Origin of the sequence: Parashewanella tropica (assembly GCF_004358445.1) — a bacterium.
Taxonomy (GTDB): domain Bacteria; phylum Pseudomonadota; class Gammaproteobacteria; order Enterobacterales; family Shewanellaceae; genus Parashewanella; species Parashewanella tropica.
Map to the genome: position 1 here is coordinate 4,012,647 of NZ_CP037951.1, position 24,937 is coordinate 4,037,583.

31 protein-coding genes are annotated in these 24,937 nt (G+C 43.6%); 7 read left to right on the forward strand and 24 right to left on the reverse strand.

The features are described 5' to 3' along the window. From rplX to rpsJ, 13 genes are all read right to left on the reverse strand, one after another. Positions 1 to 312, reverse strand: coding sequence for a 50S ribosomal protein L24 (gene rplX / locus E2H97_RS17775; protein WP_133408362.1), 312 nt, complete (start codon positions 310 to 312; stop codon positions 1 to 3). A 12-nt stretch (positions 313 to 324) separates the two neighbouring features. After that, a complete protein-coding gene (rplN, locus tag E2H97_RS17780) occupies positions 325 to 693 on the reverse strand; it encodes a 50S ribosomal protein L14 (RefSeq protein WP_121837973.1) in 369 nt (122 codons plus the stop codon). 179 nt (positions 694 to 872) lie between these two features. Next, a complete protein-coding gene (rpsQ, locus tag E2H97_RS17785) occupies positions 873 to 1,121 on the reverse strand; it encodes a 30S ribosomal protein S17 (RefSeq protein WP_133408363.1) in 249 nt (82 codons plus the stop codon). Then, a complete protein-coding gene (gene rpmC, locus E2H97_RS17790) occupies positions 1,121 to 1,312 on the reverse strand; it encodes a 50S ribosomal protein L29 (protein ID WP_121837975.1) in 192 nt (63 codons plus the stop codon). Before rpmC ends, rpsQ begins: the two co-directional genes overlap by 1 nt. Next, positions 1,312 to 1,722 carry a 50S ribosomal protein L16 gene (gene rplP, locus E2H97_RS17795; protein WP_133408364.1) on the reverse strand — a complete coding sequence of 137 codons (411 nt, stop codon included), beginning with the start codon at positions 1,720 to 1,722 and terminating at the stop codon, positions 1,312 to 1,314. Before rplP ends, rpmC begins: the two co-directional genes overlap by 1 nt. Before the next feature lie 11 nt (positions 1,723 to 1,733). Continuing rightward, entirely contained in the window at positions 1,734 to 2,420 is a 687-nt protein-coding gene (gene rpsC / locus E2H97_RS17800; RefSeq protein ID WP_133408365.1) for a 30S ribosomal protein S3, read from the reverse strand. 9 nt (positions 2,421 to 2,429) lie between these two features. Further along, complete coding sequence (gene rplV / locus E2H97_RS17805; protein WP_121837978.1) at positions 2,430 to 2,762, reverse strand: 50S ribosomal protein L22; 333 nt, start codon at positions 2,760 to 2,762, stop codon at positions 2,430 to 2,432. Positions 2,763 to 2,777: 15 nt separating this feature from the next. Next, the gene (gene rpsS / locus E2H97_RS17810) at positions 2,778 to 3,056 is read right to left on the reverse strand and encodes a 30S ribosomal protein S19 (RefSeq protein ID WP_025011962.1); all 279 of its coding nucleotides are present in this window, start codon (positions 3,054 to 3,056) and stop codon (positions 2,778 to 2,780) included. Between the two features lie 14 nt (positions 3,057 to 3,070). Beyond that, a complete protein-coding gene (gene rplB, locus E2H97_RS17815; RefSeq protein WP_121837979.1) occupies positions 3,071 to 3,895 on the reverse strand; it encodes a 50S ribosomal protein L2 in 825 nt (274 codons plus the stop codon). A 17-nt stretch (positions 3,896 to 3,912) separates the two neighbouring features. After that, positions 3,913 to 4,215: a 50S ribosomal protein L23 gene (gene rplW / locus E2H97_RS17820; RefSeq protein ID WP_121837980.1), complete on the reverse strand. Its 303-nt coding sequence runs from the start codon at positions 4,213 to 4,215 to the stop codon at positions 3,913 to 3,915. Then, the gene (gene rplD, locus E2H97_RS17825; protein WP_121837981.1) at positions 4,212 to 4,817 is read right to left on the reverse strand and encodes a 50S ribosomal protein L4; all 606 of its coding nucleotides are present in this window, start codon (positions 4,815 to 4,817) and stop codon (positions 4,212 to 4,214) included. The genes rplW and rplD overlap by 4 nt, the downstream gene beginning before the upstream one ends. A 17-nt stretch (positions 4,818 to 4,834) precedes the next feature. Next, complete coding sequence (gene rplC, locus E2H97_RS17830) at positions 4,835 to 5,473, reverse strand: 50S ribosomal protein L3 (RefSeq protein ID WP_121837982.1); 639 nt, start codon at positions 5,471 to 5,473, stop codon at positions 4,835 to 4,837. A gap of 27 nt (positions 5,474 to 5,500) precedes the next feature. Beyond that, positions 5,501 to 5,812 (reverse strand): 30S ribosomal protein S10, encoded by a 312-nt coding sequence (gene rpsJ, locus E2H97_RS17835; RefSeq protein WP_011070616.1) that lies wholly within the window; start codon positions 5,810 to 5,812, stop codon positions 5,501 to 5,503. A 413-nt stretch (positions 5,813 to 6,225) separates the two neighbouring features. Between rpsJ and E2H97_RS17840 the strand changes: the two genes are divergently transcribed. Next, complete coding sequence (locus E2H97_RS17840; RefSeq protein WP_133408366.1) at positions 6,226 to 6,750, forward strand: hypothetical protein; 525 nt, start codon at positions 6,226 to 6,228, stop codon at positions 6,748 to 6,750. Between the two features lie 128 nt (positions 6,751 to 6,878). Continuing rightward, positions 6,879 to 7,262, forward strand: coding sequence for a hypothetical protein (locus E2H97_RS17845; protein ID WP_133408367.1), 384 nt, complete (start codon positions 6,879 to 6,881; stop codon positions 7,260 to 7,262). A 114-nt stretch (positions 7,263 to 7,376) separates the two neighbouring features. On the opposite strand, the gene E2H97_RS17850 is transcribed toward E2H97_RS17845, so the two are convergent. From E2H97_RS17850 to add, 4 genes are all read right to left on the reverse strand, one after another. After that, complete coding sequence (locus tag E2H97_RS17850; RefSeq protein WP_246029025.1) at positions 7,377 to 8,936, reverse strand: methyl-accepting chemotaxis protein; 1,560 nt, start codon at positions 8,934 to 8,936, stop codon at positions 7,377 to 7,379. A 228-nt stretch (positions 8,937 to 9,164) separates the two neighbouring features. Beyond that, the gene (locus tag E2H97_RS17855; RefSeq protein ID WP_133408368.1) at positions 9,165 to 9,677 is read right to left on the reverse strand and encodes a hypothetical protein; all 513 of its coding nucleotides are present in this window, start codon (positions 9,675 to 9,677) and stop codon (positions 9,165 to 9,167) included. 107 nt (positions 9,678 to 9,784) lie between these two features. Next, positions 9,785 to 10,291 (reverse strand): hypothetical protein, encoded by a 507-nt coding sequence (locus tag E2H97_RS17860; RefSeq protein ID WP_133408369.1) that lies wholly within the window; start codon positions 10,289 to 10,291, stop codon positions 9,785 to 9,787. A 90-nt stretch (positions 10,292 to 10,381) separates the two neighbouring features. Beyond that, a complete protein-coding gene (add, locus tag E2H97_RS17865; RefSeq protein ID WP_133408370.1) occupies positions 10,382 to 11,377 on the reverse strand; it encodes an adenosine deaminase in 996 nt (331 codons plus the stop codon). A gap of 258 nt (positions 11,378 to 11,635) precedes the next feature. Here add and E2H97_RS17870 point away from each other — a divergent pair, with 258 nt between their 5' ends. The 3 genes from E2H97_RS17870 to trmL all read left to right on the forward strand — a co-directional run bounded on the left by E2H97_RS17870 (position 11,636) and on the right by trmL (position 15,030). Next, positions 11,636 to 13,489, forward strand: a complete 1,854-nt coding sequence (locus tag E2H97_RS17870; RefSeq protein WP_133408371.1) for a DUF885 domain-containing protein — start codon at positions 11,636 to 11,638, stop codon at positions 13,487 to 13,489. Positions 13,490 to 13,507: 18 nt separating this feature from the next. Beyond that, positions 13,508 to 14,500, forward strand: a complete 993-nt coding sequence (locus E2H97_RS17875; RefSeq protein WP_133408372.1) for an alpha/beta fold hydrolase — start codon at positions 13,508 to 13,510, stop codon at positions 14,498 to 14,500. A 65-nt stretch (positions 14,501 to 14,565) separates the two neighbouring features. Next, positions 14,566 to 15,030, forward strand: a complete 465-nt coding sequence (gene trmL / locus E2H97_RS17880; protein ID WP_133408373.1) for a tRNA (uridine(34)/cytosine(34)/5-carboxymethylaminomethyluridine(34)-2'-O)-methyltransferase TrmL — start codon at positions 14,566 to 14,568, stop codon at positions 15,028 to 15,030. Between the two features lie 36 nt (positions 15,031 to 15,066). Here the strand turns inward: trmL and E2H97_RS17885 are convergent, their stop codons facing one another. The 7 genes from E2H97_RS17885 to E2H97_RS17915 all read right to left on the reverse strand — a co-directional run bounded on the left by E2H97_RS17885 (position 15,067) and on the right by E2H97_RS17915 (position 21,937). Next, positions 15,067 to 15,858: a hypothetical protein gene (locus E2H97_RS17885; protein WP_133408374.1), complete on the reverse strand. Its 792-nt coding sequence runs from the start codon at positions 15,856 to 15,858 to the stop codon at positions 15,067 to 15,069. Between the two features lie 240 nt (positions 15,859 to 16,098). After that, a complete protein-coding gene (locus tag E2H97_RS17890; RefSeq protein ID WP_133408375.1) occupies positions 16,099 to 17,550 on the reverse strand; it encodes a M16 family metallopeptidase in 1,452 nt (483 codons plus the stop codon). After that, positions 17,547 to 18,878, reverse strand: a complete 1,332-nt coding sequence (locus E2H97_RS17895; protein ID WP_133408376.1) for a M16 family metallopeptidase — start codon at positions 18,876 to 18,878, stop codon at positions 17,547 to 17,549. Before E2H97_RS17895 ends, E2H97_RS17890 begins: the two co-directional genes overlap by 4 nt. Before the next feature lie 8 nt (positions 18,879 to 18,886). Further along, positions 18,887 to 20,182, reverse strand: coding sequence for an amidohydrolase (locus E2H97_RS17900; RefSeq protein ID WP_133408377.1), 1,296 nt, complete (start codon positions 20,180 to 20,182; stop codon positions 18,887 to 18,889). A gap of 71 nt (positions 20,183 to 20,253) precedes the next feature. Next, positions 20,254 to 20,904 carry a class I SAM-dependent methyltransferase gene (locus tag E2H97_RS17905; RefSeq protein ID WP_133408378.1) on the reverse strand — a complete coding sequence of 217 codons (651 nt, stop codon included), beginning with the start codon at positions 20,902 to 20,904 and terminating at the stop codon, positions 20,254 to 20,256. A 40-nt stretch (positions 20,905 to 20,944) separates the two neighbouring features. Then, positions 20,945 to 21,334: a hypothetical protein gene (locus E2H97_RS17910; protein WP_133408379.1), complete on the reverse strand. Its 390-nt coding sequence runs from the start codon at positions 21,332 to 21,334 to the stop codon at positions 20,945 to 20,947. Positions 21,335 to 21,346: 12 nt separating this feature from the next. Then, entirely contained in the window at positions 21,347 to 21,937 is a 591-nt protein-coding gene (locus E2H97_RS17915) for a tRNA-uridine aminocarboxypropyltransferase (protein ID WP_133408380.1), read from the reverse strand. Between the two features lie 115 nt (positions 21,938 to 22,052). Here E2H97_RS17915 and E2H97_RS17920 point away from each other — a divergent pair, with 115 nt between their 5' ends. Both E2H97_RS17920 and E2H97_RS17925 read left to right on the forward strand, forming a co-directional pair. Continuing rightward, positions 22,053 to 23,864 (forward strand): M14 family metallopeptidase, encoded by a 1,812-nt coding sequence (locus E2H97_RS17920; protein ID WP_425466796.1) that lies wholly within the window; start codon positions 22,053 to 22,055, stop codon positions 23,862 to 23,864. Positions 23,865 to 24,045: 181 nt separating this feature from the next. Next, positions 24,046 to 24,909, forward strand: a complete 864-nt coding sequence (locus E2H97_RS17925) for a DUF4097 family beta strand repeat-containing protein (protein ID WP_133408382.1) — start codon at positions 24,046 to 24,048, stop codon at positions 24,907 to 24,909. Positions 24,910 to 24,937: the final 28 nt, after the last annotated feature.

Below are 24,937 nucleotides of genomic sequence, written 5' to 3' on the forward strand. Positions count from 1 at the left end.
TTATACGAGTTCACTGTTCGATTTGAAGAAGCGCACTTTTTTGCCATCTTCGAATCGGAAACCAACACGATCCGCCTTACCAGTGGTAGGGTTCTTGATCGCTACATTTGATGCTTGAATCGGTGCTTCTTTGTCAATCACGCCGCCAGTTACGCCCAATTGTGGGTTTGGCTTTTGGTGTTTCTTAACAAGGTTAACGCCTTCAACAAGTACTTTGCCGTTTGTAAAAACTTGAGTAACCTTTCCAGATTTACCTTTGTCTTTACCAGCAATTACTACTACTTCGTCTTCGCGACGGATTTTAGCTGCCATTTTGAAGCTCCTTTATAGTACTTCTGGGGCTAGCGACACAATTTTCATGAATTGCTCAGTACGCAATTCACGTGTCACAGGGCCAAAGATACGAGTACCAATCGGTGCAAGGTTTGCATTTAGCAATACCGCTGCGTTCCGATCGAAGCGAATGACAGAACCGTCTGGACGACGAACGCCTTTCTTAGTACGGACTACCACCGCGTTATATACATCACCTTTCTTCGCTTTAGCGCGAGGAATTGCTTCTTTTACAGAAACTTTGATGATGTCGCCGATCCCGGCATAACGACGATGAGAGCCACCCAAGACCTTAATACATTGAACTCTACGTGCACCGCTGTTGTCGGCCACTTCAAGCTGCGATTGCATTTGGATCATTTCAAGTGCTCCGCTATCGTTACTACACAAATCCCAAAATTAGGACATAAAAACACCCATTTTCGACCCAATTTGGTCAAAAATGGCGCGCAAGTATAACACCATAATTTTGAAATAGGTAGTGTTAAAAAAACAAACGGCCCCATTTTTTGGAGCCGTTTCACTAAAAGACTAAAAAATTAGGCTTTTGTTACTACTTCTACCAAAGTCCAAGACTTAGTCTTAGACAGAGGACGACATTCGCGAATGGTTACTAAATCGCCTTCGTTACACACGTTTGCTTCGTCGTGTGCGTGAAGTTTAGTAGTACGCTTAATGTACTTCCCGTAGATTGGGTGTTTTACTTGGCGCTCTACTGCAACAGTAATAGACTTGTCCATTTTGTTGCTTAGTACGCGACCTTGTAATGTACGAATTTTCTCAGACATTATGCACCCGCCTTAGAAGTAATAATGGTCTTAACACGCGCAATGTTACGGCGTACTTGCTTCAACTGATGAGTTTGGTTCAGTTGGCCAGTAGCGTGTTGCATACGCAGGTTAAACTGCTCACGCAGCAGACCAAGTAGTTCAGCGTTTAGTTCTTCAACGCTTTTTTCTCTTAGTTCGCTCGCTTTCATTACATCACCGTCTTAGTTACGAAGGTAGTCTTGATTGGAAGCTTGGCAGCAGCAAGTTCAAACGCTTCACGCGCTAGCTCTTCTGGTACACCTTCCATCTCGTAAAGTACCTTACCAGGTTGAATCTGACATACCCAGTATTCAACGTTACCTTTACCTTTACCCATACGCACTTCAAGAGGCTTAGAGGTAATTGGCTTGTCAGGGAAAACTCGGATCCAAATTTTACCTTGACGCTTAATGTGACGTGTCATCGCACGACGCGCAGATTCAATCTGACGTGCAGTTAAACGGCCGCGGCCAACTGCTTTCAGACCAAATTCACCGAAGCTTACTTCTGCGCCTTTACCAAGACCGCGGTTACGGCCTTTGTGCATCTTGCGAAACTTCATTCGTTTAGGTTGCAGCATTGAAGGCTCTCCTATTTACCACGAGACTTGCGCTTAGGCTGCTTCGGCTCTTCAAGCTTCGGCATAACACCGTCTAGAACTTCACCTTTGAAGATCCAAACTTTGATACCGATCACACCGTATTGGGTGTGAGCTTCTGCAGTAGCGTAGTCGATGTCAGCACGTAAAGTATGTAGAGGTACACGACCTTCACGATACCACTCAGAACGTGCGATTTCAGCGCCGCCTAGACGACCGCTTACTTCAACTTTGATACCTTGAGCACCAATGCGCATTGCATTTTGTACCGCACGCTTCATAGCGCGACGGAACATTACACGACGCTCAAGCTGTTGTGCGATAGAATCAGCAACTAGCTTAGCGTCTAGTTCTGGCTTACGGATCTCAGCAATGTTGATCTGCGCAGTAGTACCAGTAATTTTTGATACTGCTTTACGTAGAACTTCAACGTCTTCACCTTTCTTACCAATCACAACACCTGGACGTGCAGTGTGGATAGTCACGCGAACACTTTTCGCTGGACGCTCGATAACAATCTTAGATACAGACGCCGCTTTTAGTTTCTTAAATAGAAACTGACGTACTTCCCAGTCGCTATCTAGGTTAGCAGCATACTCACCTTTATCAGCGTACCAGGTAGAGATCCAAGGCTTGGTGATACCCAGACGGATACCATTTGGATGTACTTTCTGTCCCATTACTCTCTCCTAGCGATCTGATACAACCACAGTGATGTGGCTGGTACGCTTGATGATACGGTCAGCACGGCCTTTAGCACGTGGCATGATGCGCTTCATGGTAGGTGCTTCGTCAACGAACACTTTACCAACTACTAGCTCATCGATGTCTGCGCCTTCGTTGTGTTCAGCATTAGCAATTGCTGAATCTAGTACTTTCTTAACCAGTACGGCCGCTTTCTTAGGGCTGAATGTTAGGATTTCCAGCGCTTTAGCAACAGGTAATCCACGAATTTGATCAGCAACTAAGCGAGCTTTTTGTGGCGACGTACGGGCGTAGCGATGTTTAGCTAAAACTTCCATCTATATTCTCCCGTATTAACGCTTCTTCGCTTTCTTATCAGCAGCATGGCCGCGATAAGTACGCGTTGGTGAAAACTCACCAAGTTTGTGGCCGATCATTTCGTCAGTTACGAAAACAGGTACGTGCTGACGACCATTATGGACAGCGATGGTCAAACCAATCATGTTTGGAATGATCATAGAGCGGCGAGACCAAGTCTTGATAGGCTTTTTGTCACCGGCTTCCACCGCTTTCTCTACCTTCTTCAGCAAGTGCAGGTCAATGAATGGACCTTTCTTGAGAGAACGTGGCATGGCGAATCCTCTTACTATTTATTACGACGACGTACAATGTACTTGTCAGTGCGTTTGTTGGTACGAGTCTTGTAACCCTTGGTAGGCACACCCCAAGGAGAAACTGGGTGACGACCACCTGATGTACGACCTTCACCACCACCATGTGGGTGATCAACCGGGTTCATAGCTACACCACGAACCGTTGGACGTACGCCTCTCCAGCGTTTAGCACCCGCTTTACCTAATTGGCGTAGCATGTGCTCAGAGTTACCAACTTCACCAAGAGTTGCGCGGCAATCTACTGGAACTTTACGCATTTCGCCAGAGCGAAGACGTAGAGTTGCATAAGCGCCATCACGAGCAACAACTTGAACATAAGCACCAGCAGAACGTGCAATTTGTGCACCTTTACCAGGCTTCATTTCTACAGCGTGAACAACCGAACCTACTGGAATGTTGCGCAGTGGCAAAGCATTACCTGGTTTGATTTCCGCTTCAACGCCTGACATGATCTTGTCACCAGCTTGCATGCCTTTAGCAGCAAGGATGTAGCGACGCTCACCATCTGCATAAAGCACAAGTGCGATATGTGCAGTACGGTTAGGATCGTACTCAAGACGTTCGATTTTCGCAGGAATACCGTCTTTGTTACGCTTAAAGTCAACAATACGATAGTGCTGCTTGTGACCACCGCCCACGTGGCGAACAGTGATACGACCGGTGTTGTTACGACCACCAGACTTTGATTTTTTCGCCAACAGGCCAGCAAAAGGTTTACCCTTGTGCAGATCGCTGTTCACCACTTTAACTACGTGACGACGACCAGCAGAGGTTGGCTTACACTTAATAACTGCCATGATTCAATCTCCTTTGCTTATTCAGCGCCGCCGACGAAGTCTAGGTCAGCGCCGTCAGCTAGAGTTACATAAGCTTTTTTCCAGTCGCTACGACGGCCGAAACGGGCACCGTGACGCTTGGTTTTGCCTTTTGCAACTAGAGTGCGAACAGACTTAACTTCAACTTCAAACAATTGAGCTACTGCAGCTTTAATCTCAGCTTTAGTCGCATCAACAGCTACACGGAAAACAACAGTGTTGTTTTGCTCAGCGTTGATGGTGCTCTTTTCAGAGATGTGTGGTGCTAGAATAACTTTTAGCAAACGTTCTTCGCGGATCATGCTAGCATCTCCTCGATTTGCTTCACTGCATCAGCAGTTACCAACACAGTGTTGAACGCGATTAGGCTTACTGGATCAATACCAGCAACATCACGAACGTCAACCTTGTATAGGTTGCGAGCAGCTAAGAACAAGTTCTCATCTACTTCTGGAGTAACGATTAATACGTCTTCCAGATCCATAGCGTTCAGCTTGTTTTTAAGCTCTTTAGTCTTTGGTGCTTCAACACCAAACTTCTCAACAACCAGTAAACGGTCTTGACGTACCAACTCAGAAAGGATGCTTTTGATCGCACCGCGGTACATTTTCTTGTTTACTTTTTGGCTGTGATCTTGTGGCTTAGCCGCGAACGACACACCACCAGAACGCCAGATTGGGCTTTTTACTGAACCCGCACGAGCGCGGCCAGTACCCTTTTGACGCCATGGCTTTTTGCCAGAGCCTTTTACTTCTGCGCGAGTTTTTTGCGCGCGAGTGCCTTGACGAGCGTTAGCTGCGTAAGCCACTACTACCTGATGAACCAGTGCTTCGTTAAACTCCTGGCCAAAGGTAGTTTCGGAAACTTCAAGAGCGCCTTGCGCGTCTTTCAATACTAATTCCATTACTATCTCCTCAGACCTTAAGCTTTAACGGCTGGCTTAATGATCAAATCACCATTGGTAGCGCCTGGTACAGCACCTTTTACCAATAATAGGTTGCGCTCAGCGTCTACACGAACCACTTCTAGGTTTTGTGTAGTAGTGCGCTCATCACCCATGTGACCTGACATTTTTTTACCTTTGAATACGCGACCAGGCGTTTGGTTCTGACCGATAGAACCGTTTGCGCGGTGCGCCAAAGAGTTACCGTGAGTCATATCTTGAGTACGGAAGTTCCAACGCTTAACACCACCTTGGAAGCCTTTACCTTTAGATTGACCAGTAACGTCAACTTTCGCTACGTCAGCGAAGATATCAACTGTTAGCTCAGCACCAACTTCAATGCCTTCACCTTCACCATCAGCAAGACGCATTTCACGAATGATACGACCAGCTTCTACGCCAGCCTTTGCAAAGTGACCTGCAGCTGCTTTATTAGTGCGGTTGGCTTTTTTGGTACCAGTTGTAAGTTGAAGTGCGCGGTAACCGTCAGTTTCAAGTGTTCTAACTTGAGAAACACGGTTAGCTAATACTTCAATTACAGATACAGGTATTGATGCACCATCTTCAGTGAAGATGCGCGTCATACCAACTTTACGACCGATAAGACCGATAGCCATCTCTCAAACCTCTTCTTAGGATCTCAATTAACCCAAGCTAATCTGAACATCGACACCAGCTGCAAGATCTAGACGCATAAGTGCATCAACAGTCTTTTCAGTTGGCTCAACGATGTCTACCAGACGCTTGTGAGTGCGCAGTTCATATTGATCACGCGCATCTTTATTAACGTGTGGAGAGATCAAAACGGTATAACGCTCTTTGCGCGTTGGTAGTGGAATTGGACCACGAACCTGAGCGCCTGTACGCTTCGCAGTTTCAACGATTTCCGCAGTAGACTGATCAATTAAGCGATGATCAAATCCTTTCAAGCGGATACGGATTCTTTGGTTCTGCATTGACCAGAGCTCCTAAAATGAACACATAAAAAATCACCCTCTTGCAACATCCTTTTATGGAAGGCAGAGCGAGATGATTTAACCGTTCGATTCCCAATCGGAATCGCTGTTGTTTAGTCATCAGCTTCAACGAACTGATGCTTATTTTTCACTGAATATCTCAGTGAGGGGTGCATTATACTCAGCTTTTGACTAAAAGCAACCCAGCTGCGTATTTTATCTGCAAAACCTTGATAAATTCTGACATAAAACACGGCTCATAATTTGTGGGCAGGATTATACAGATTTGGCGTAAGAATACTAGGGTGAGTTGGTTTTAGTCAGATTAAATCTCAAGATTTAGGCAGACTGACAGCTTAAATTCAGTCTATGGCTTATACACTGCCTCTAAAACCACTTATCATCAGTTGCTTATGAGTGCTTCGCCCACGTCTACAGCCTGCCCTTCATGCGTTTCTGTTCAAGAGTTAACCGAGCGCCAATATGATATTAGTGCTAACCCAAGGCATCAAACGTTGATTGAATTTGCTGATATACATTCCAAAAGTTCAGCTCAAAAACTAAAAGCAAGGTTAGCGCATTTATCCTTAGCATCTACACGTGGTGAAGCTCATAATGCAATCGTTCAATTACTCTGGTCATTGCCTTATAACAGAAAATTTCGATATTTCAGGTTATATGAGGTTAGAGTCAAAGGAGACCCTAGAATTCGAATACGAGTGGCGTTTCAGCAGAATCCAGTCGTAAAACCCCAAACCATTCGTAAATTTTGGCTACGCGATCTGTTTGTTGGTGCTAAGCCCAATGAACCCTATAAATCTCCGTTTAAGAGATATGATAAAAAGCATTCTTTACCATCGTCGAGTTATTTTGCCTCTCCACCTAGATTAACAACTAACCATCTTGTCTTAGGTACTCGAAACACCATTTCTAAATAATTGGATACTTATTATGTCTTTGCATTCAGCTTTATACCAACTTTCAATGGACAAATAATCTTGTTTCAATTGTGCCTATCGCTATAGCACCTTTTATTCTCAAATAATCAGCTTTAGGAGAATACCTTATGTCTATACACCCATATTTTTCTGTAGATACTCACCCTAATAATTATCAGGCTCAGGATGCTCAATCTCTATCACTTCAATATGTCAGCCCGAGCCGAGAAAGTGCATTTCTCACTGTGTACCAACGCTTACTTTCCTGTAATAGAACCGTTGACGCCATAGATACAGTCTCTCACCTAAACCAGTTCCTTCATCATTTTCATCAAGGCGGACCCGGTTTCGAAACCAAAACCTATCATTATGGTGGAGATGATAAACATCATTCTGGGATCCAGTGCTTGGTCTTTTTCAGCGAACAAAAAGGTGGAGTGCGATTTGAAGCTCATAAATTTATCGTAACAACACCGATTGAAATAACGCCTTATCGCTATTCATATCAGTAGCCTTGTTGGTTTTGTTGATTGTCATGGTGAAATATCATCCACCGTTATGAGTTTTACCTACATGCACATCAAATATCGCCCAGTATATTTGGGCGACTTCGATTCAGATAACAATCACCTATCAAACTGAGCTACCAAATCTTGTTGCTGTTCATTTTGCCAAGTCAGTCCTTGGCTTAATGCCACGGAACTATCGACATTCTCTAATAGCGCTTCAGTATTATGCTTGATGGCATCCATATTTCCCTGAACTTGTAGCATGGCTTGCGATTGCTGCTCAGCGGCTACGGCGGTTTGTTGTCCCATTCCATGCACTTGTTTAAGGGCTGTATTCATGTTCAGTAGCGTATCTTTTAATGCTTTCTCTGATTGTGTGCTATCTGAAATCATACTTTGACTGTGCTGCATTTGCTCAACCGCCACGGCTGTGGTTTGTTTTAGCCCGTTGATGATTTCTTGTATTTCTTTGGCTGAGGTCTGCGAACGATTGGCAAGCATTCTTACTTCATCGGCAACGACCGCAAAACCCCGCCCCGCTTCTCCTGCACGCGCCGCTTCGATTGCGGCATTTAAAGCCAATAGATTGGTTTGCTCGGCAAGGCTATCTATAACACTTAATACTGAGTCTATTTTGCCGCAAAGTTCATCTAAATTTGCAATGGATGACTGTGAACGCTCCAACAGCTGGGTTATTTTGTTACTGGATTCTTGAGAGATAGATAAGGCGGTTTGAGTATCGACTAATTTGCCTATGCTTTCTTCAATGTGCATAGCGGTATCAACCGTATTTTCGGCGACTTCACTGATGGCTTCACTCATTTGACACACAGACAATGCCACTTGTGCTAGATTTTCATTCTGCTCTTCAAGGTTAACCAAATTCTGCTGATTTTGATCGTCTTGAACAATAATCGACTGTTGTAGCTTTTCACCGCTGTCTTGGATACGCCCAACAATCGCTAGCGTTTCTGCTTTTCTCATCCTTAAGCTCAACTCTAAATGAGAAAATTCATCGACGGTACCGCTGTAAATATATTGATTGACTTTATTATCATGCACTTCTTTACTAAGCTGCATCAATATATTTAACCTTCCGCTCAGCCATCGTAACCCTAACAACCCACTGATGATCCCAGCACCTATTGAGCACCATTGCCAAAAGCTATTATTCGCCATAAACCCAATTCCAACGAACAGCAAGCTCACAAGCCACACCAAACTGATTTTTTGCACGAATGTTAGGGACCATTGAGGTAAAGTCGTCCCCCCTTTTTGCATCTTTTGATAACAGGCTTCAGCACGTTTTTTTAACTCAGGTTCCAGCTGAGTTCTGACAGATTGGTATTCAACCGTCTTTCCCTTTTGTTTCACAGGACTGACAAAGGCGTTAACCCAGTAATAGTCACCATTTTTACAGGTATTTTTCACCATCCCCATCCAATTATGGCCAGCTTTGATGGTTAGCCATAAATTTTCAAAAGCTTGGCTTGGCATATCCGAGTGACGAACCAAATTATGGGGCTTACCGATCAACTCTTCATAACTAAAGCCACTGACATTCACAAAATCTTGATTGGCATAGGTAATGCGACTTTGTAAGTCAGTAGTAGAGAGCATTTTATAGTGTGAGGGATATTCAACTTCTTTAGAGTGGATTATGGATGAACTGTTCAAGCTAAACACCTTTTACTTGTTTTAGATTCCATTCAGTGCAGCTCATATAAGAACGCACCAACAACAAGTAAAACTTTACAAAAAATATTGTCGTACAATAACTAAAACAGTGAGTATATTTGATGCAAATCAAACACATACTCGTTCATAAATCAGAAAAATGAAATCGCTGTCATATTGATAATACTTTTCACAACGTATTGCCAATATGACAGTCTCAAAGGGTAATTAACAGCCTGATTTAACCATTGATTCAATTGGTTGTTTAGGGTGACCCAGCGTACCGGCTTCGGTGTAGATCAAATAACAATTTTTAGGTGCGCTGGGTTCGTAAATTTTTACTTTGCCCGGCATATTTGCGGCAACATCAATGATGTCCATATTCCAATTAGAGACTGCGCTGTATAAATCTTGTTGTGCGTTATAGACAATATTGAGTCCATTTTCTAACGATAAGCGACTGGCCTTTAAATAACCATTTATCAAAGATACGGGTATTGAGCTAATGGTAATATCCGCTTTACCTTTACTAACCTGATTTTCTTCAGCATTTTTATGAATGATATTATTGGCGTGTTCTAATGCGATTTTTAGTGAGTCTATGGCCTTCGCATGCGTTTCTTTTGCCACTTGTTCATTTGTTGTTTTCTGACTGACAATAACTCCAGCGACAATGGCAATCCCCAAGATTAATAACACCCCAGTGATCTTAGATTGACCCGTTCCATAGTTGTTCTTCATAGCGCATCCTCATTTTTCTCAATGTGATTGGCATTACAGAGTTTTGGTTGTTTTACCTAACTCTGAATCAACAAGAAAGCGCTACACTTGAAGCTGTCAGCTATTGTTCAGCATCCGCTATTAACTATGATGTATTGAGGTGATTTAGGTGTACTACTGATACCCGCTTCAGTATAAAGCAAGTAGCAATTTTCACTAGCTCCACTTGGAATGAGTTTAATTTGGTGGGCACCAACTGAAGAGGACTTTGAAGGGATCATGTGCCAGTCGATTTTTTGAATATGAGGCAACACAAGCACTTTTCGAGCAATATCTATTCCGTTTTCGAGTGACGAAGGCGTGGCTCGGAGCTTACCATTTACCAAATCTAATGATACATCACCAAAATAATCATAGTGTATTCCAAAGTTACCTGTTGGCTCTTCACCTAGCACGATATCGTTAACATGTTGAATAGCCACTTGTACATCGGTAAGCGCTTGTTGATGATTAGTCTTAAGCACTTCCATTTTTCTTTGCTGGTTCATTGCGACCAGCAAAATAAACAAAATCAATACTATGCCAGCGGCCAGTACCAAAATTTTGGTATTAGACATGCCTTTGTGATGATTCATCGCTCCCTCCTTGGCCAATGCTATGGTATCTAGTTTAGGAAAGCTTTGGCCGTTTTGCAGAGGGAGGAGGAACTTAACTTAGGACGCACCTTATTGCTTAGCTTGATACAAGGCCTTACGTTCCGAATCAGACAGGAAGGTCATTTCAACACCATTTCGTTGCGCCTTCTCAAGCTGAGCACTTGTAAGTCCTAATTCATTAGCTGCAACGTGATATTCGTGCTTAATATCAATATTACTGACACCAGGATCATCTGTATTAAGCCCGATACAAATATCGTGTTCTAAGAACTGAATAAATGGATGCTCTGTATAGCTAGATACAGTAGAAGTATGTAAGTTGCTGGTTGGGCAAGATTCGATTCCAATTCGATACTTGGCTAAATACTCCATCAGCTTAGGATCGTGAACCGCTTTTACACCATGACCGATGCGGGTCGCGCCTAATTCGGTGATCGCTTGCCACATGCTTTCACTGCCCGCGGCTTCACCAGCATGAACCGTAATATTTAAGTCCGCATCACGTACTTGTTTAAAATGATCCTTAAACAAATCGCCAGGGAAACCGAGTTCATCTCCTGCTAAGTCCATACCGACCAAATGCTGTTTGTGCGCAAGTAAGGCATTAAGTTCTTGCTGACAGGCTTCTACACCAAATGAACGAGACATGATCCCAATCAGATTAATTCGGATGTCGAAGTCTTTAAGCCCAGCTTTAACTCCATCGATTACCGCTTCAACCACGCCTTCAATTGGCAGCTTATGATTCATCGCCATATAATAAGGACTAAAGCGCAGCTCAGCATAATCTAATCCAGATTCCGCTGCATCAGCCACATTTTCATAAGCAACGCGTTTTACCGCATCCAAATCGGCTAATACTGCCACCATCCAGTCCAGTTTTTTTAAAAAACCGAGTAAATCACTTTCTTTGCCTTGAATTTGAACAAAAGGGGCAAGTGTTTCAAGACTGTCTGCGGGTAGAGCAATGCCGTGCTGGTGCCCTAATTCCCAAATAGTGTTCACTCTGACATTGCCATCTAAATGACGATGCAAATCCACTAACGGAATGGTGTTGTTTATCATGGTGTCTCCCTATCTGCGCCCCAATAGCCGTAAATTGGCAGCGGAGTCTACCAACTGAGCCAATATTGGCATTCACTTTTGAGTAAATGTGTGAGCTAGGTTGGATAACTGCGCGTAAGGAAAGTATTTAGTTAACCATCAATGAGATAAGCCCACAACGTCAGAAGCAAAAACGCATTCTATGTAAAGCTGTTTGACTTGAGTATAAATCAGTTAGTGGCATAATCGACAAAAAATTATCAATTAGTTGAGATTTTCATGCACAAGCTTACCCCTCTCGCGCTGTTATGCTTATGTTTGACAGCTTGCAGTAATGGCGGACAATTTACTACTCAGTCCGCCCACATTCTCAGTGAAATACAACAATCACAAGTGACTCAACAACCCAATGAACCGACAAAGCCCGCTCAAATATCTAAACATCAACTTGGCGAAGTAAGTCTAGATTCGCTGATCAAGCAAGACTGGCAAATCAAATTGGATGCCAGTGCGCAACTCGCGGCTTCAATGGGAGATAAATCTCAACAGGGAAAACTGGACGACTTATCACCAAGCCACCTTGCTCAAATCAATCAACGTCGTGTGCAGTTGTTACAACAGCTAAAAGTACTGGACATGACTTCTCTATCCGAGCAGCAAAAAATCAATGCTCAATTACTTCAATATCAATTACAAAACAGTGTGGATATGTACCGTTTCCACGCGCAATATGTACCCATTACCGCAGAAAGTGGCTTTCATGCCTATATCGCCAGTATCAGCAAGGGGCGCTTTAAAACAGAGCAAGATTATCGAAATTACTTATCGCAACTCCATGCACTGCCGAAGTATTTTAAGCAACAAACCTATTGGCTAACTCAAGGATTAAAATCCGGCATTACGCCACCCAAAGTCACTTTAAGAGGCTTTGAAGACAGTATTTCAGCCTTTATTGTACCCGCACAAAAAAGCGGTTATTTTAAGCCTTTCACTCAATTTCCTGAGCATTTTTCAACGGCATTAAAAGCCGAGCTTAAACAGCAGGGATTACAAGCGGTTAACCAAGACGTATTGCCCAGTTATCAGAAGTTTTATGACTTCATGACAAACACTTACATTCCAAATAGTCGCACCAGTATTGCCGCCTACGACTTACCCGATGGTAAAGCCTTTTACGAAAACCGAGTGCGTTACTACACCACTCTGCCTATGAGTTCAAAAGAAGTACACCAAATCGGTTTAAAAGAAGTGGCGCGTATCCGTAGTGAAATGCAACAAGTGATGAAGCAAACGGGATTCAAAGGTAGTTTCGCTGAATTTCTGCATTATCTGCGTACCAATCCTAAGTTCTACCCAAAATCCGCAGAAGAGCTGCTAAAAGATGCCAGCTTTATTGCCAAAAAAGCCGATGCCATGCTGCCTAAGTACTTTGGCAAGTTGCCTCGTACCCCGTATGGCATTATGCCAGTGCCAGCGGAAATTGCGCCTAAGTACACAACAGGACGCTACTCTGGCTCTAATCGTGACGATCAACCCGGCTATTATTGGGTAAATACTTATGCCTTGAATAAGCGCCCTCTTTATGAACTGACGGCATTGACATTGCACGAAGCGGTACCGGGACATCATTTACAGATTTCGCTTAATAAAGAGTTAGATTCACTGCCTAACTTTCGTCGCTACAGTTATATCTCAGCTTTTGGAGAAGGTTGGGGGTTATACTCAGAGTATTTAGGGTTAGAAGCTGGCATGTATACCACGCCTTACGATAATTTCGGTCGCTTAACCTATGAGATGTGGCGTGCAACGCGTTTAGTAGTCGATACGGGTATTCATGCTCAAGGCTGGACTCGACAACAAGCTATCGATTACATGGCGAAGAACTCAGCACTATCATTGCACAATATCACCACCGAAGTTGATCGCTATATTTCATGGCCGGGGCAGGCGTTATCTTATAAAATTGGAGAATTAACCATTAAGCGATTGCGTAACAAAGCCGAGCAAGCATTGGGACAACAATTTGATATTCGCGCCTTTCATGATGCAATTTTAGCCCAAGGCTCTGTAACTTTACCGATCTTAGAGCAACAAATTGATGATTTTATTGCTCAGCAGCAAGCCAAAAATTAAAGGACATTGATCCAACGAATGACGACACGGCAATACTCCAGTGAACACGCCATCCACACTCCAGAGCAGCAAGCCCTATGGGAGAAGGTGGAACATGGCCTGTTACCCATTAACGCGAATATAACGCTGGCGTATTGTCAATTATTGCAACCACATACAACCAAAGCGATCGTCATTAGCTCTGGCCGTATTGAGTGTTATGAAAAATACAAAGAGCTTATCTACGACTTATATCAGCAAGGCTATTCGGTGTATTGTTTGGATCATCGTGGTCAAGGTTTATCATCGCGTTTAACCAAAAACCCACACATGGGGCACGTTAATAAATTTAACGATTATGTCGATGACTTTGGAAAATTCATCCAACAAGTTGTCAAACCCAAAAAACACGAGCAGTTATTTTGCCTCGCGCATTCAATGGGGTGCGCCATCGCCGCACTCTACATGCAATTTCACACTCAAACCTTTAATGCTGCTGTATTTTCAGCACCAATGTTTGGGGTCAACTTACCGATACCGAGGAAGTTAGTGGATTTCCTAGCGACCTGTTTAGATTCATCTAAACGCCCTCGATATATTATCGGTGGCCGAGATTTTAGATTTAAGCCTTTCAGCACCAACAAACTGACATCAAGTAAAGCGCGTTATCAAGCCTTTCATGATCTTTATCGAAAACGCCCCACTGTTCAGCTTGGCGATCCCACCAATCGCTGGTTGTTAGAGGCTTTGCATGCGGCAGACCGCTGTTGGCCAGCCATAGCAGGTATGCGTGCCCCGATCCTGCTATTAAAAGCCCAAGCCGATACCATTATTGATAACCATAAAATCGACAAATACTATAGGTCGATGAAACACATTGGTTTAGGTGAGATCAAAAGCTTTGCTGGCGCTAAGCATGAACTCTTTGTTGAATCCGATGAAATTCGTACTCAAGTACTCGACGCGGCCTTAGATTTTTTCGATAAACACCAAAACCAGCCGTTGCCTTCTTTACACAAGTCCGTGCTGTAGTTTTGGTGATCAGAAGTCAGCAAATATTGTAAAATGCTTTTTTTCTTCAAAACTTAGGAAGTTGTATGTTCCATATCGCCTTATATGAACCCGAAATCGCCCCAAATACGGGAAACATTATTCGATTATGTGCCAATACTGGAACACATCTGCACCTTATTGAACCACTGGGTTTTGATTTTGAAGAAAAGAAGTTACGCCGTGCAGGGTTAGATTACAAAGATCTTACCAACGTTACACGCCATAAAGATTTTGCGGCGTTTTTAAAAGCCGTTGAAGGTAAACGTATTATGGCTTGTACCACCAAAGGCAGTCGCCCTCATTCTGAGCTGACGTTTGAAAAAGACGATGTGTTGCTGTTTGGCCCTGAAACGCGTGGATTGCCTGCTGATATTATTGAAGCTACGCCAACGGATCAACGCTTACGCATCCCTATGGTGCCGAGCAGCCGCAGCCTGAACTTATCTAATTCAGTGGCTGTGATCTGCTATGAAGCCTGGCGCCAATTGGGCTATGAAGGTGCGCTTTGATTTAATCTAAAGGCTGGTGTTTTTGCTTTCCAGCCTCTACGCCACTTGTTGTAAGGGTTTACGTTTTTTGAGCTCTTTTAGATACATTTCATGTAAATCAGGATCTCGTTCACTCAAGGCATTCAGTTCGAGTTGATACTCTTCCTCATTGTTCAGCTTTAACGCATCCATTGTTTCCATCAAACGAGGCAGTTGTAGCGACTTGATCCAGAGTTGATACACATTCGGGCTACACTGTTTCAACATAGCTAATCGTTTTTCATACATATCATTGGACTCAAACATCAATTCTCTGAGTGTTTCTAATTGCCGCTCATTTTCAAGTTTTACACCCTGATACTGACGCATCATAACAGTTCTAAAATCGCGTGCTCTTAAACTCGTGGTTGCTCTCTCTGTTTTTACTCTAGCCTTTGGGGAACCGTCTTTCTGATAAGCTGGGTTGAATTTAGTAGGTAAGCTTTGCGTCATATCAGTCATTGTCCGACTTGGCTGTGAATTAACAGCAGATGGTATAGGAGCAGGCTGCTTTTGAACGGGCGCCATACGATAATTGGCCAATTGTTTGTTCAACTGTTGCGCTGAACGCGACACGTACAACCCTGCGGTAAACCAATAACTTAGCCAACCAAGTATTCCGCCTTGACGTACGAATGTCGAGTTTTTAACTGCCGTCACTTGATAGACTTTTTTTGACCCCGTCTTATCACAACGAACGGTCAATTCACCATCTATATTACCCGCTTTCAGTGCTTCAGCTTGCTCAAATGCATGAAACTCAAGTTTGCGGGCGTTAATGTTTTTAACTCTGATGAAACCTAAACTCATAGAAAACCTCCTAGTAATTAGGAGAGGCTACTTACGGGCAGATAATGAATAGGAAGTGTTATAAATCCGTCTATAAATTAGTCTCTTACTCATATAGATTAGGCTTTTTATGGATAAATTCCATAAGATTAAGTAAAGGTAATCTACTGGAAATATGCGCATCATTTCCAAGCATATTTAGGGCATAAAAAAGGCTTAAACCGTATGATTTAAGCCATTAAGATTTATAGAAGTCAAAAACTATTTGGCATCAAAACCCACATCTTTAATATCGACTTGAGTCACTTTGCCATATTTAGCCGCAATCGGTGCAATCTTAGCGGCATTACCTACCAGTACGAATTGTAAGTTGTTACGAGGGAAGTAAGTATCAATAATGCGTTTAGTATCTGCAACCGTTAGGCTGTTAACCTTGTTTTCAAAGTCATTGATATAACTATCACCAAATCCATACAAGTACATGTTTCCAAGTAATCCAGCCAATTGACCATTGGTTTCAAAGTCAGGTGGGAATTGCCCTTTTACATAGGCTTTCGCGGATTTCAAGGTTGCTGCATCAATGCCTTGTGACCATAGGCGATCATAGGTTTTTAACGCTAAATCGATGGCTTCTTGAGTGGTTGAGGTTTTGGTAAATGAGCTAATACGGAATAATCCTGCTTTTGAATATTCACTAAAACCAGAGCCTGCGCCATAAGTAAGACCCGCGTTTACACGCAGTTCATCATTAAGCCATGAGGTGAAACGTCCACCCAAAATGGTGTTCACTACGCTAATGGCAACCGAGTCTGGATTATCAAACGCGATCCCTTTGCCGCCAATGATAAAGCGCGTTTCAATGGCATCGCCCTTATTCACCAATAACACACGGCTACTATTGTAACTTGGAAGGTTGGCGCTTAAATCTGGTTGACTGACAGAATGTGTATTCTTCCATCCACCTAACGCTTGATCCAGCTGAGCTTTCACCTGGGCAATATTAAAATCACCCACGACAGTAATAGCAGTATTACTCGGCTGATAATACTGTTTGTAGAAGCGCTTTAAGGTGGCAACATTGATTTTTTTCAGGCTATTGCGATCACCTGATGTTGGATTTCCATAAGGCTGCTTGCCAAACATAAACTTATTGAAATAGCTGCCAATCACATTACGAGGGCTTTCTTTTGCTTGAGCCAGCCCAGCAATTTGTTGCTTCTTCATTTTGGCAAATTCAGCACTGTCGAATTTGGGCTTAGTCAGTACTGAGGTAAAGATAGGCAACATGGTGCCCATGTCTTTAGCCATAAAGCTGCTGTTTACCGAGCTGCCTTCACGGCCAGCTCCTGTACCCAAACTTGCGCCTAAGAAGTCGACCGCGTTTTCAATTTGCGTTTTGCTTTGATTACCCGCACCTAATACTAAGGCTTCTGCCGTCATTCCGGCTTCACCCGAAATTTGATCGTTGACGCTACCAGCGCGTACTACGGCATTCATGGTGATCAAAGGCACTTCTTTACGCTGCATCAAATACACGGTTAAACCGTTATCCATTTGATACTTTTCGTACTTTGGCATTGAAAACTGACTGCTTGCCTCAACCGAGACTTGCGCAGGTGATGACCCAACCGTTGTCGATTTACATCCAGTCAGTGCCAAGCTTCCCATGGCTAACGCCATCACACACGCTTTCGTTAATGGCGAGTATTTCATTTGCTATTCTCCTCTTTCGCCGCTAATACACCTACCGTGCGATTCGATTTGATCAGATAGGTTTTCGCCACTCGCTGAATATCAGCAGGGGTCACTTTGCTATACAGTTTTGGGGCATCAAACAGTTTTTTGTAACTGCCGAAGTACACTTCGTAAGTACCAATGGTATTGGCCTTACCGTTAATGGTTTCCATGGTTTTGTAGAACCCCATCAACTTCATATTTTTCACTTTTTCCAGCTCTTTTTGCTTCACACCGTTTTTAGCAATGTCATTGATTTGATCAATCAAGGCACGCTCTAACTTGTGCTCAGACACACCTGGAGCTGCGATGCCATACACGTAGAACAGGTTAGGATCGAACGCCGTCGGCATATAGGTTTCAGCAGCTAAAGCCACTTGCTTATCCACTAAGCCTTTATAAAGGCGAGAACTTTTACCATCGCTTAAGATCGACGACAGGATATCCAGTGCGTAGTAATCGTCAGATTTCGCATTCGGCGTGTGGTAGGCCAGCATTACATTTGGGGTACTGACCGAGGCTTTTTTCACAAATAAACGACGCTCGCCCGTTTGCTTTGGCTCAACAGTACGCACTTTAGCTGGCGGTGTCTGCGCTGGAATCGGCGCAAAGTATTTATTGGCTAGGCGCTTCACATTATCCAGTTTTACATCACCTGCAATCACCACGACTGCATTGTTCGGTGCATAGTACGTTTTGTGGTAATTCACTAAGTCTTCTAGCGTCCATGCGTGGATATCCGATTCCCAACCGATCACCGGCCAAGAATACGGATGAGCACTAAAGGCCACACTTTTTAGTGGACCTTGCAATGCACGCCAATTTGAGTTTTCCAAACCCGTTCTGCGCTCAGATGCCACGACATTTCGCTCACTTTCCACCATTTTAGGATTGATATCGAGGTGAGCAATACGATCTGCTTCTAAATCAAAGATGGTTTCGATTGAACTGGCAGGAAACCAATCGGTATAAACCGTAAGATCTTCGGTAGTGTAAGCATTATTGGCACCGCCATTGGCTTCCATGGTGCGGTCGAACATCTTAGGTCCGTATTTTTTGGCACCGTTAAACATCATGTGTTCAAAGAAGTGTGAGATCCCAGTGATCCCCGGCACTTCATTACGAGAGCCCACTTTCCAGAACAAATACATATTGGCATTCGGAATAGAATCGTCCTCAAGTACCATGATTTTCATACCGTTATCGAGGGTAAAGCTCTTTACATCAGCCGCCGTCGTTGCTGATGCCGTAGTCGAGGCAAACAGTATACTGAGCGATAACGCGAGCGCACTCAATTGTCGTTTCATCTTGATAATTACCTTTTTTCAGTTAAATTTGCGATAGCCAAGCTAGTCATGGCTTCAACACCCAATTTCAATGCCGATTCATCCACATAAAAACTGGGTGAATGGTTCGCCGCCACTTTTGATAAATCTTGATCTTTAGGGGTCACACCTAAAAAGAAAAACAACCCCGGTGTCTCTAGCGCATAATATGAGAAATCTTCAGCCCCCGTAATAAGACTTGGCTCTATCAGATTTCCTTTACCAACGACACTTTCTAATACTGGACGCATTTGCTTAACCAACTCGGGGTTGTTAACTGTTACTGGATATCCATGTTGGATCTCAGTCAATGTCGATGCTCCTAGCGTTTGTGCGGACAAACTGGCAATTTCAGGTAAGCGCTTTTTAATGTCCTTACGCATGCCTTGATCAAAGGTACGAATGGTGCCAATCAATTCCACTTCATCAGGAATAATATTGCTACGAATACCACCGTTAATGGCACCAAAGCTGACTACGGCTGGCGCTTTAGTCACATCGACCTGACGGCTGATGATGGTTTGCACGCTATTGATCACCTGAGCCGAAGCGACAATGGGGTCAACCCCTTGCCATGGACGAGAACCATGCGTTTGCTTACCTTTGACCTTAATCGTAAAGGAATCTTCGCTTGCCATGGCTGGGCCGCTTCTTAGTGCAATCGTTCCCGTATGCATGCTGGAAGTCACATGAAGACCTAATACTTTTTCAGGCTTTCGCTTAGCAAACAGTCCTTCTTTTAGCATCAACTCAGCGCCACCTTCTTCACCAGCTGGCGCCCCTTCTTCAGCAGGCTGAAAGATAAACATGACATCCCCTGCCAGTTGATCTTTCATCTTAACCAGATTGTGAGCAACACCCAGTAACATCGCCACATGAGTATCATGACCACAAGCATGCATTACGCCGACTTTTTGGCCACGATATTCAGCCGTTGCCTTTGATGCAAATGGAATGTCTACTTGTTCAGTCACTGGCAAGGCATCCATATCGGCACGAAGTGCAATCAGTGGCCCCTGCTTACCGCCTTTCAGCATGGCAACCACACCAGTGTGAGCTATATTGATTTGTACTTCGAGCCCTAAAGCACGTAACTCTTCAGCCACCAGCTTACTGGTATTAAATTCGCGATTGGAAAGCTCAGGGTGTTGATGAAGCTGGCGACGTAACTCGATAACACGAGGTTCGATATCAGCGGTTAAAGATTTAGGCGTGGCGGCTTGAAGGTGAGTCGTAGACAGTAGAGTACTCAACCCTATCAAGGTAGCGATAGTGGATAGTTTCATAAAAGTAGGTAGCGGTTATTGTTATTTACCCTACTCTATCCGTTATCCATGATTTTGTTAAACAAATGTTGTTACATTTTGTTGCTTTTAGTAAACATCACCACATCATTACTGATGACTTCTAATTGCCAATCGTAGTGGTTGGCAATCCATTCAAAGGTCGCAATCGAATAAAAACAAATATGGGTGAGATCGTTTTTATAGTGCCAACGGCTAAATGCATCGACATCTTGAACACGTTTGGTCATTAATGCTAACAAGCCATTAGGTTTGAGCATGGATTGGAACAACTCAAAGGTAGATTGAGCATCACTAATATGCTCAATCACTTCGGTACAGGTAATGAAATCATATTCTTGTTTGAGCAGTAACTCATCGTTGGCATAAAACAAATCATAGTTGGCAACACTCACACCTTGCTCTTTCGCCATAATGGATAGCACTTTGCCCTCACCACAGCCAAAATCCACCCCTTGAGCGTTGACATTTACTCTCGCCAGCGTAGGTTGCAAACAGCGAGATAAAAAACCACGATAACCCATGTCATCACTTTGGTTATCATGCTTATCGTATTCGGCTTTTTCTTGGGCTTTAGTTAACAAGAACTCGCTTGGTACTTGTACTAACTGACAATTCTGACACTGCCAATATTCCCGTCGTTTATCCGCAAAGTAAAAGTTTACGTTTGGACTGTGACATAAACGGCAAGGAGAAGATTTCATAGCGGATTTAGAAACGTGAAAAAGCGTATGCTATCTAACGTTACTCCAAAACGCTACTTTGCGATGGTGTTGAAGCTATTTTTTTCTGTTTTTTCGCCGCTGCTTTTGCCTGCTCTAGCTGTTCTTGAGTGCGTTGTTTTGCTTGCTTAAATTGCTGGTTAGCTTGTTCTTTTAAGCGCTTTTCCCAATCTGGCTTAACTTCGCTCTTATAGCGTTCGGCTCTTGCTGCATGCTGTTGATTAGCGAGCTTAGCTTGTTGTAAAAGCTCTGCTTCACGAGAATCTTGCCTTAAAGGTGGCGTATTAGAAGCCTGTTCTAATTTCGCCTTTGGAGACCACTTTAGGCGTTTTTTTTGTGTACCATCGGCCCACAGTGGTAATGATAAGCCAATAAGCATACAAGAGAGGATGAGAGTCCGTTTCTTGGTCATAACTAAATCCTTTTAGTAGCGCGCTTGCACATGCTCCGGCATGTGTACCAATTGTTGTTCTATCATGGCATCAAACGCAGATAATATGGGCTTGATGTCCATTTGTGGTTGCAAGGCTTGTAAGCCAAAAGCCGCCGCTTCAAGGCTAGATAAACTGTCAATCCGAGACGCTTTTCGAATTCGATAGCGACTTGGAGCCTGTGGCGAAAAATGCAACGATTGGAATGATAACAGCCACGGATTAAATTTCAACAGCTTCAGCGCCTTACGCCATGTCCCATCTAATACAATGAGTATTCCTTGTTGGCTGTGTTTCACTTGTGAAGCTTCAACGCTTTGCTCTGATGGATACAAGAGATAAATCGGTCGCGACTCTGCTTCAAGTTCAGCTTTTAATTGAGCAAAGTCTTGCTCTGTCTCTCCCACGACGATCCGCACTTTATCCAATAAGTGAGGTAATAATCGTACGCTATTTTTCGCGTGCCCTACTTCACTTGGGTGCTGCATGATCACTAGCTCAATATCACTCTTTACCACTGACAAGTGGTCGCAAAGACATTGCTGAATTAAAAACTGACATTGGGAACAGATTGGACGTGGCACGACACTCTCACAAAAAACTGAAATCGGTAAAATTATACCAATTTCGTTTGTTGTTTGTGAGGAAATAAGAAAAGATAATCTCTTTTATTTGGAACGAATCATTAGGATGCCTAGGATGCAAACTCACCGCTTTCACTTATTGCTAGCGACCATAATCTCCGCAACAACGACCTTTTCAACGATGGCTGAACCTCAGTTTGTTAACGATGATATCCTACCTCCGCTTCCGCATTGGCAAGGTCAAAGTCTAGCCATCATGAAAGACCCACCCCATGTATGGAGTACGCCCTTTGAGCGCTCAAAAGGGCTTAAAAGCCCCAATTACCATGATACCTTTGAATGGCTAGATACCTTGATCAGTGAAACATCATTGCTCCATAAAGTCAGCTTAGGTAAAAGCCCCCAAGGGCGTGATATTTGGATGATCGTCGCCAGTAAAGAAGGCGTTAATGCTCCTAAAGCCCTTCACCATCACGGTAAACCCACCGTATTAGTGCAAGCAGGGATCCACGCCGGTGAAATCGACGGTAAAGATGCCGGCATGATGCTGCTTCGCGATATGGTAAAAGGCGACAAAGCCAATTTGTTAGATAACGTAAACCTCTTATTTGTGCCGATTTTTAATGTGGATGGTCACGAGCGTTCCAGTATCCACAATCGCGTAAACCAGCGTGGTCCAATCGATATGGGTTGGCGCACCAATGCCACTAATTTAAATCTTAATCGTGATTACGCTAAAGCCGACTCAATAGAAATGCGTCATATGCTGTCAGCCATCAATCAATGGCAACCGGATTTGTATATCGACGTTCATGTCACTGATGGCATCGATTACCAATATGACATCACCTATGGCTATAACTTACCTCGCGGATTAAGCCAAAATAGTTATCAATGGTTACATGACGTTTATCAACCCGCAATTGATACCGAGCTCTCTAAAGCCGGACACATTCCCGGCCCTTTAGTGTTTGCGATGGATAAAACCGATCTCTCTAAAGGCTTGTATCAGTGGATAGCATCACAGCGTTATTCCGATGGTTATGGTCATGCTCGTCACTTACCCACGATACTGGTGGAAAATCATAGCTTAAAGCCGTTTAAACAGCGGGTGCTGGGTACCTATATTTACCTTGAACAAACTTTGAAAACCGTCGCGAAACATGGCACTCAACTTAAAACCGCCATTAGAAAAGACCAATATGCGTTTCCCGACACTGTAACCTTAACGTGGAAAAGTGAAACTCAGCCTCAAGGCTGGGACTTTAAAGGCATTGAGTATTACAAAGAAACGAGTCCTATCAGTGGCAATGAAGTGGTCCGCTGGACGGGAAAGCCTAAGCTTTATCCCAATCTACCCGTAATTGGTAACACCATTCCCGACATTCAAGTCACTCGACCTAATGCCTACTATATTCCACCGCAATGGCAAACTGTAATTGAGCGTTTAAGCGTTCATGGCATTCGCATGACTCGACTAGAACAGCCGCAAACACTAAGCCTGAAACAATACCACTTTGATGAACACCAATTCGCTAAGCAGTCTTATGAGAGCCATCAGCGAGTCAAAGTAAAAGCGACACTGCAAAAAGTAAAAGTACAGTTGCCGAAGGGAACGGTGAGAGTCGATACCAAGCAACCGTTAGGGGATTTAGCGATGATGTTGTTAGAGCCTCAATCACCCGACTCCTTTTTACAGTGGGGCTTTTTTAACCCGATTTTCACTCGCACTGAATATATGGAAGCCTATGCGGTTGAGCCAATGGCACAACAAATGCTGAACACCAAGCTAAAAGCTGAGTTCGAACAAGCCTTAAAAGATAAAACTTTTGCCACTGATCCGAAAGCCAGATTACGTTGGTTTTATGAGCGCAGTCCATATTACGACAACCAATATTTAAAATACCCCGTCTATCGACAACACTAAGCTAAGCTCAATGCTCAATCGTCGTTATTCCTGTGATGATTGAGCATTTTCACCAACTTTTGATGAACTTAGTTACTCTCGCCTTACGCGAAAAATGAAAAACAGCGAATAATCAACACATTACCCTTTGGCATGCTTTGTGCTATCCCAGTTTTAAATCAAATAAACTAGGGATAGACACATGAGAGCACTTTCCACTCTTCTATTAGCATCAACGACACTGTTACTCAGTGGCTGCATCATTCATATCGGGGGCGCCCACGCCGAGCCCACGCTACATCAGCAGCAAACCCTAGAATTATCCACTGAGCAATTAGCCAGTTTAAAAGCAGAAGTGACCTCTGGTTTTTTAAAAATCTCCGGTGTCCGCGGACAGCAAAGTGTCCAAGTTCAAGCGGACATATACACCTATAAGGATGCTTCTCCCATTCTCACCTTAAAACCCAGTGGTCAGCGTGCCTTATTAATCGCTAAGTTTGATAACCAGCGCTTTTATAACCGTTCTCCTCGAATTGATTTAACCATTACCGTACCTGAAAGCTTGATGCTGGATATCAACGACGGCTCAGGTGATATTGACATCAACTCGGTGAATGCCGACATCAATATCAATGATGGCTCTGGCGGCATTACTGTCCATCAAGGCAAGAAAATTCGAATCAACGATGGCTCTGGCAGTATTGAGGTTACTGAAACGGGTGCTGTAACCATTAATGATGGTTCCGGTGATATCGATTTAGCTCAAATAGCGGGCAAGATTCGTATTAAAGACGGTTCGGGTGACATTGATATTGAAGAAACCCAAAGCACTGTGGATATTAATGACGGCTCGGGTGGCATTGAGTTAACCCAAATTGGTGGCGATACCGACATCAATGACGGTTCAGGCAGTATCTACGCCGAACATATTAATGGAATGGTCACGATTGATGATGGCTCTGGTGGTATCAAGGTTAGGCACACCAAAGGGCTGAATATTATTGATTCAGGCTCTGGAAGCTTGAGTTTTAAAGATATTGATGGGCCTGTATCCGTAGAAGATTAACTCTTTCCCGACGCAACGCTGAGCAGTA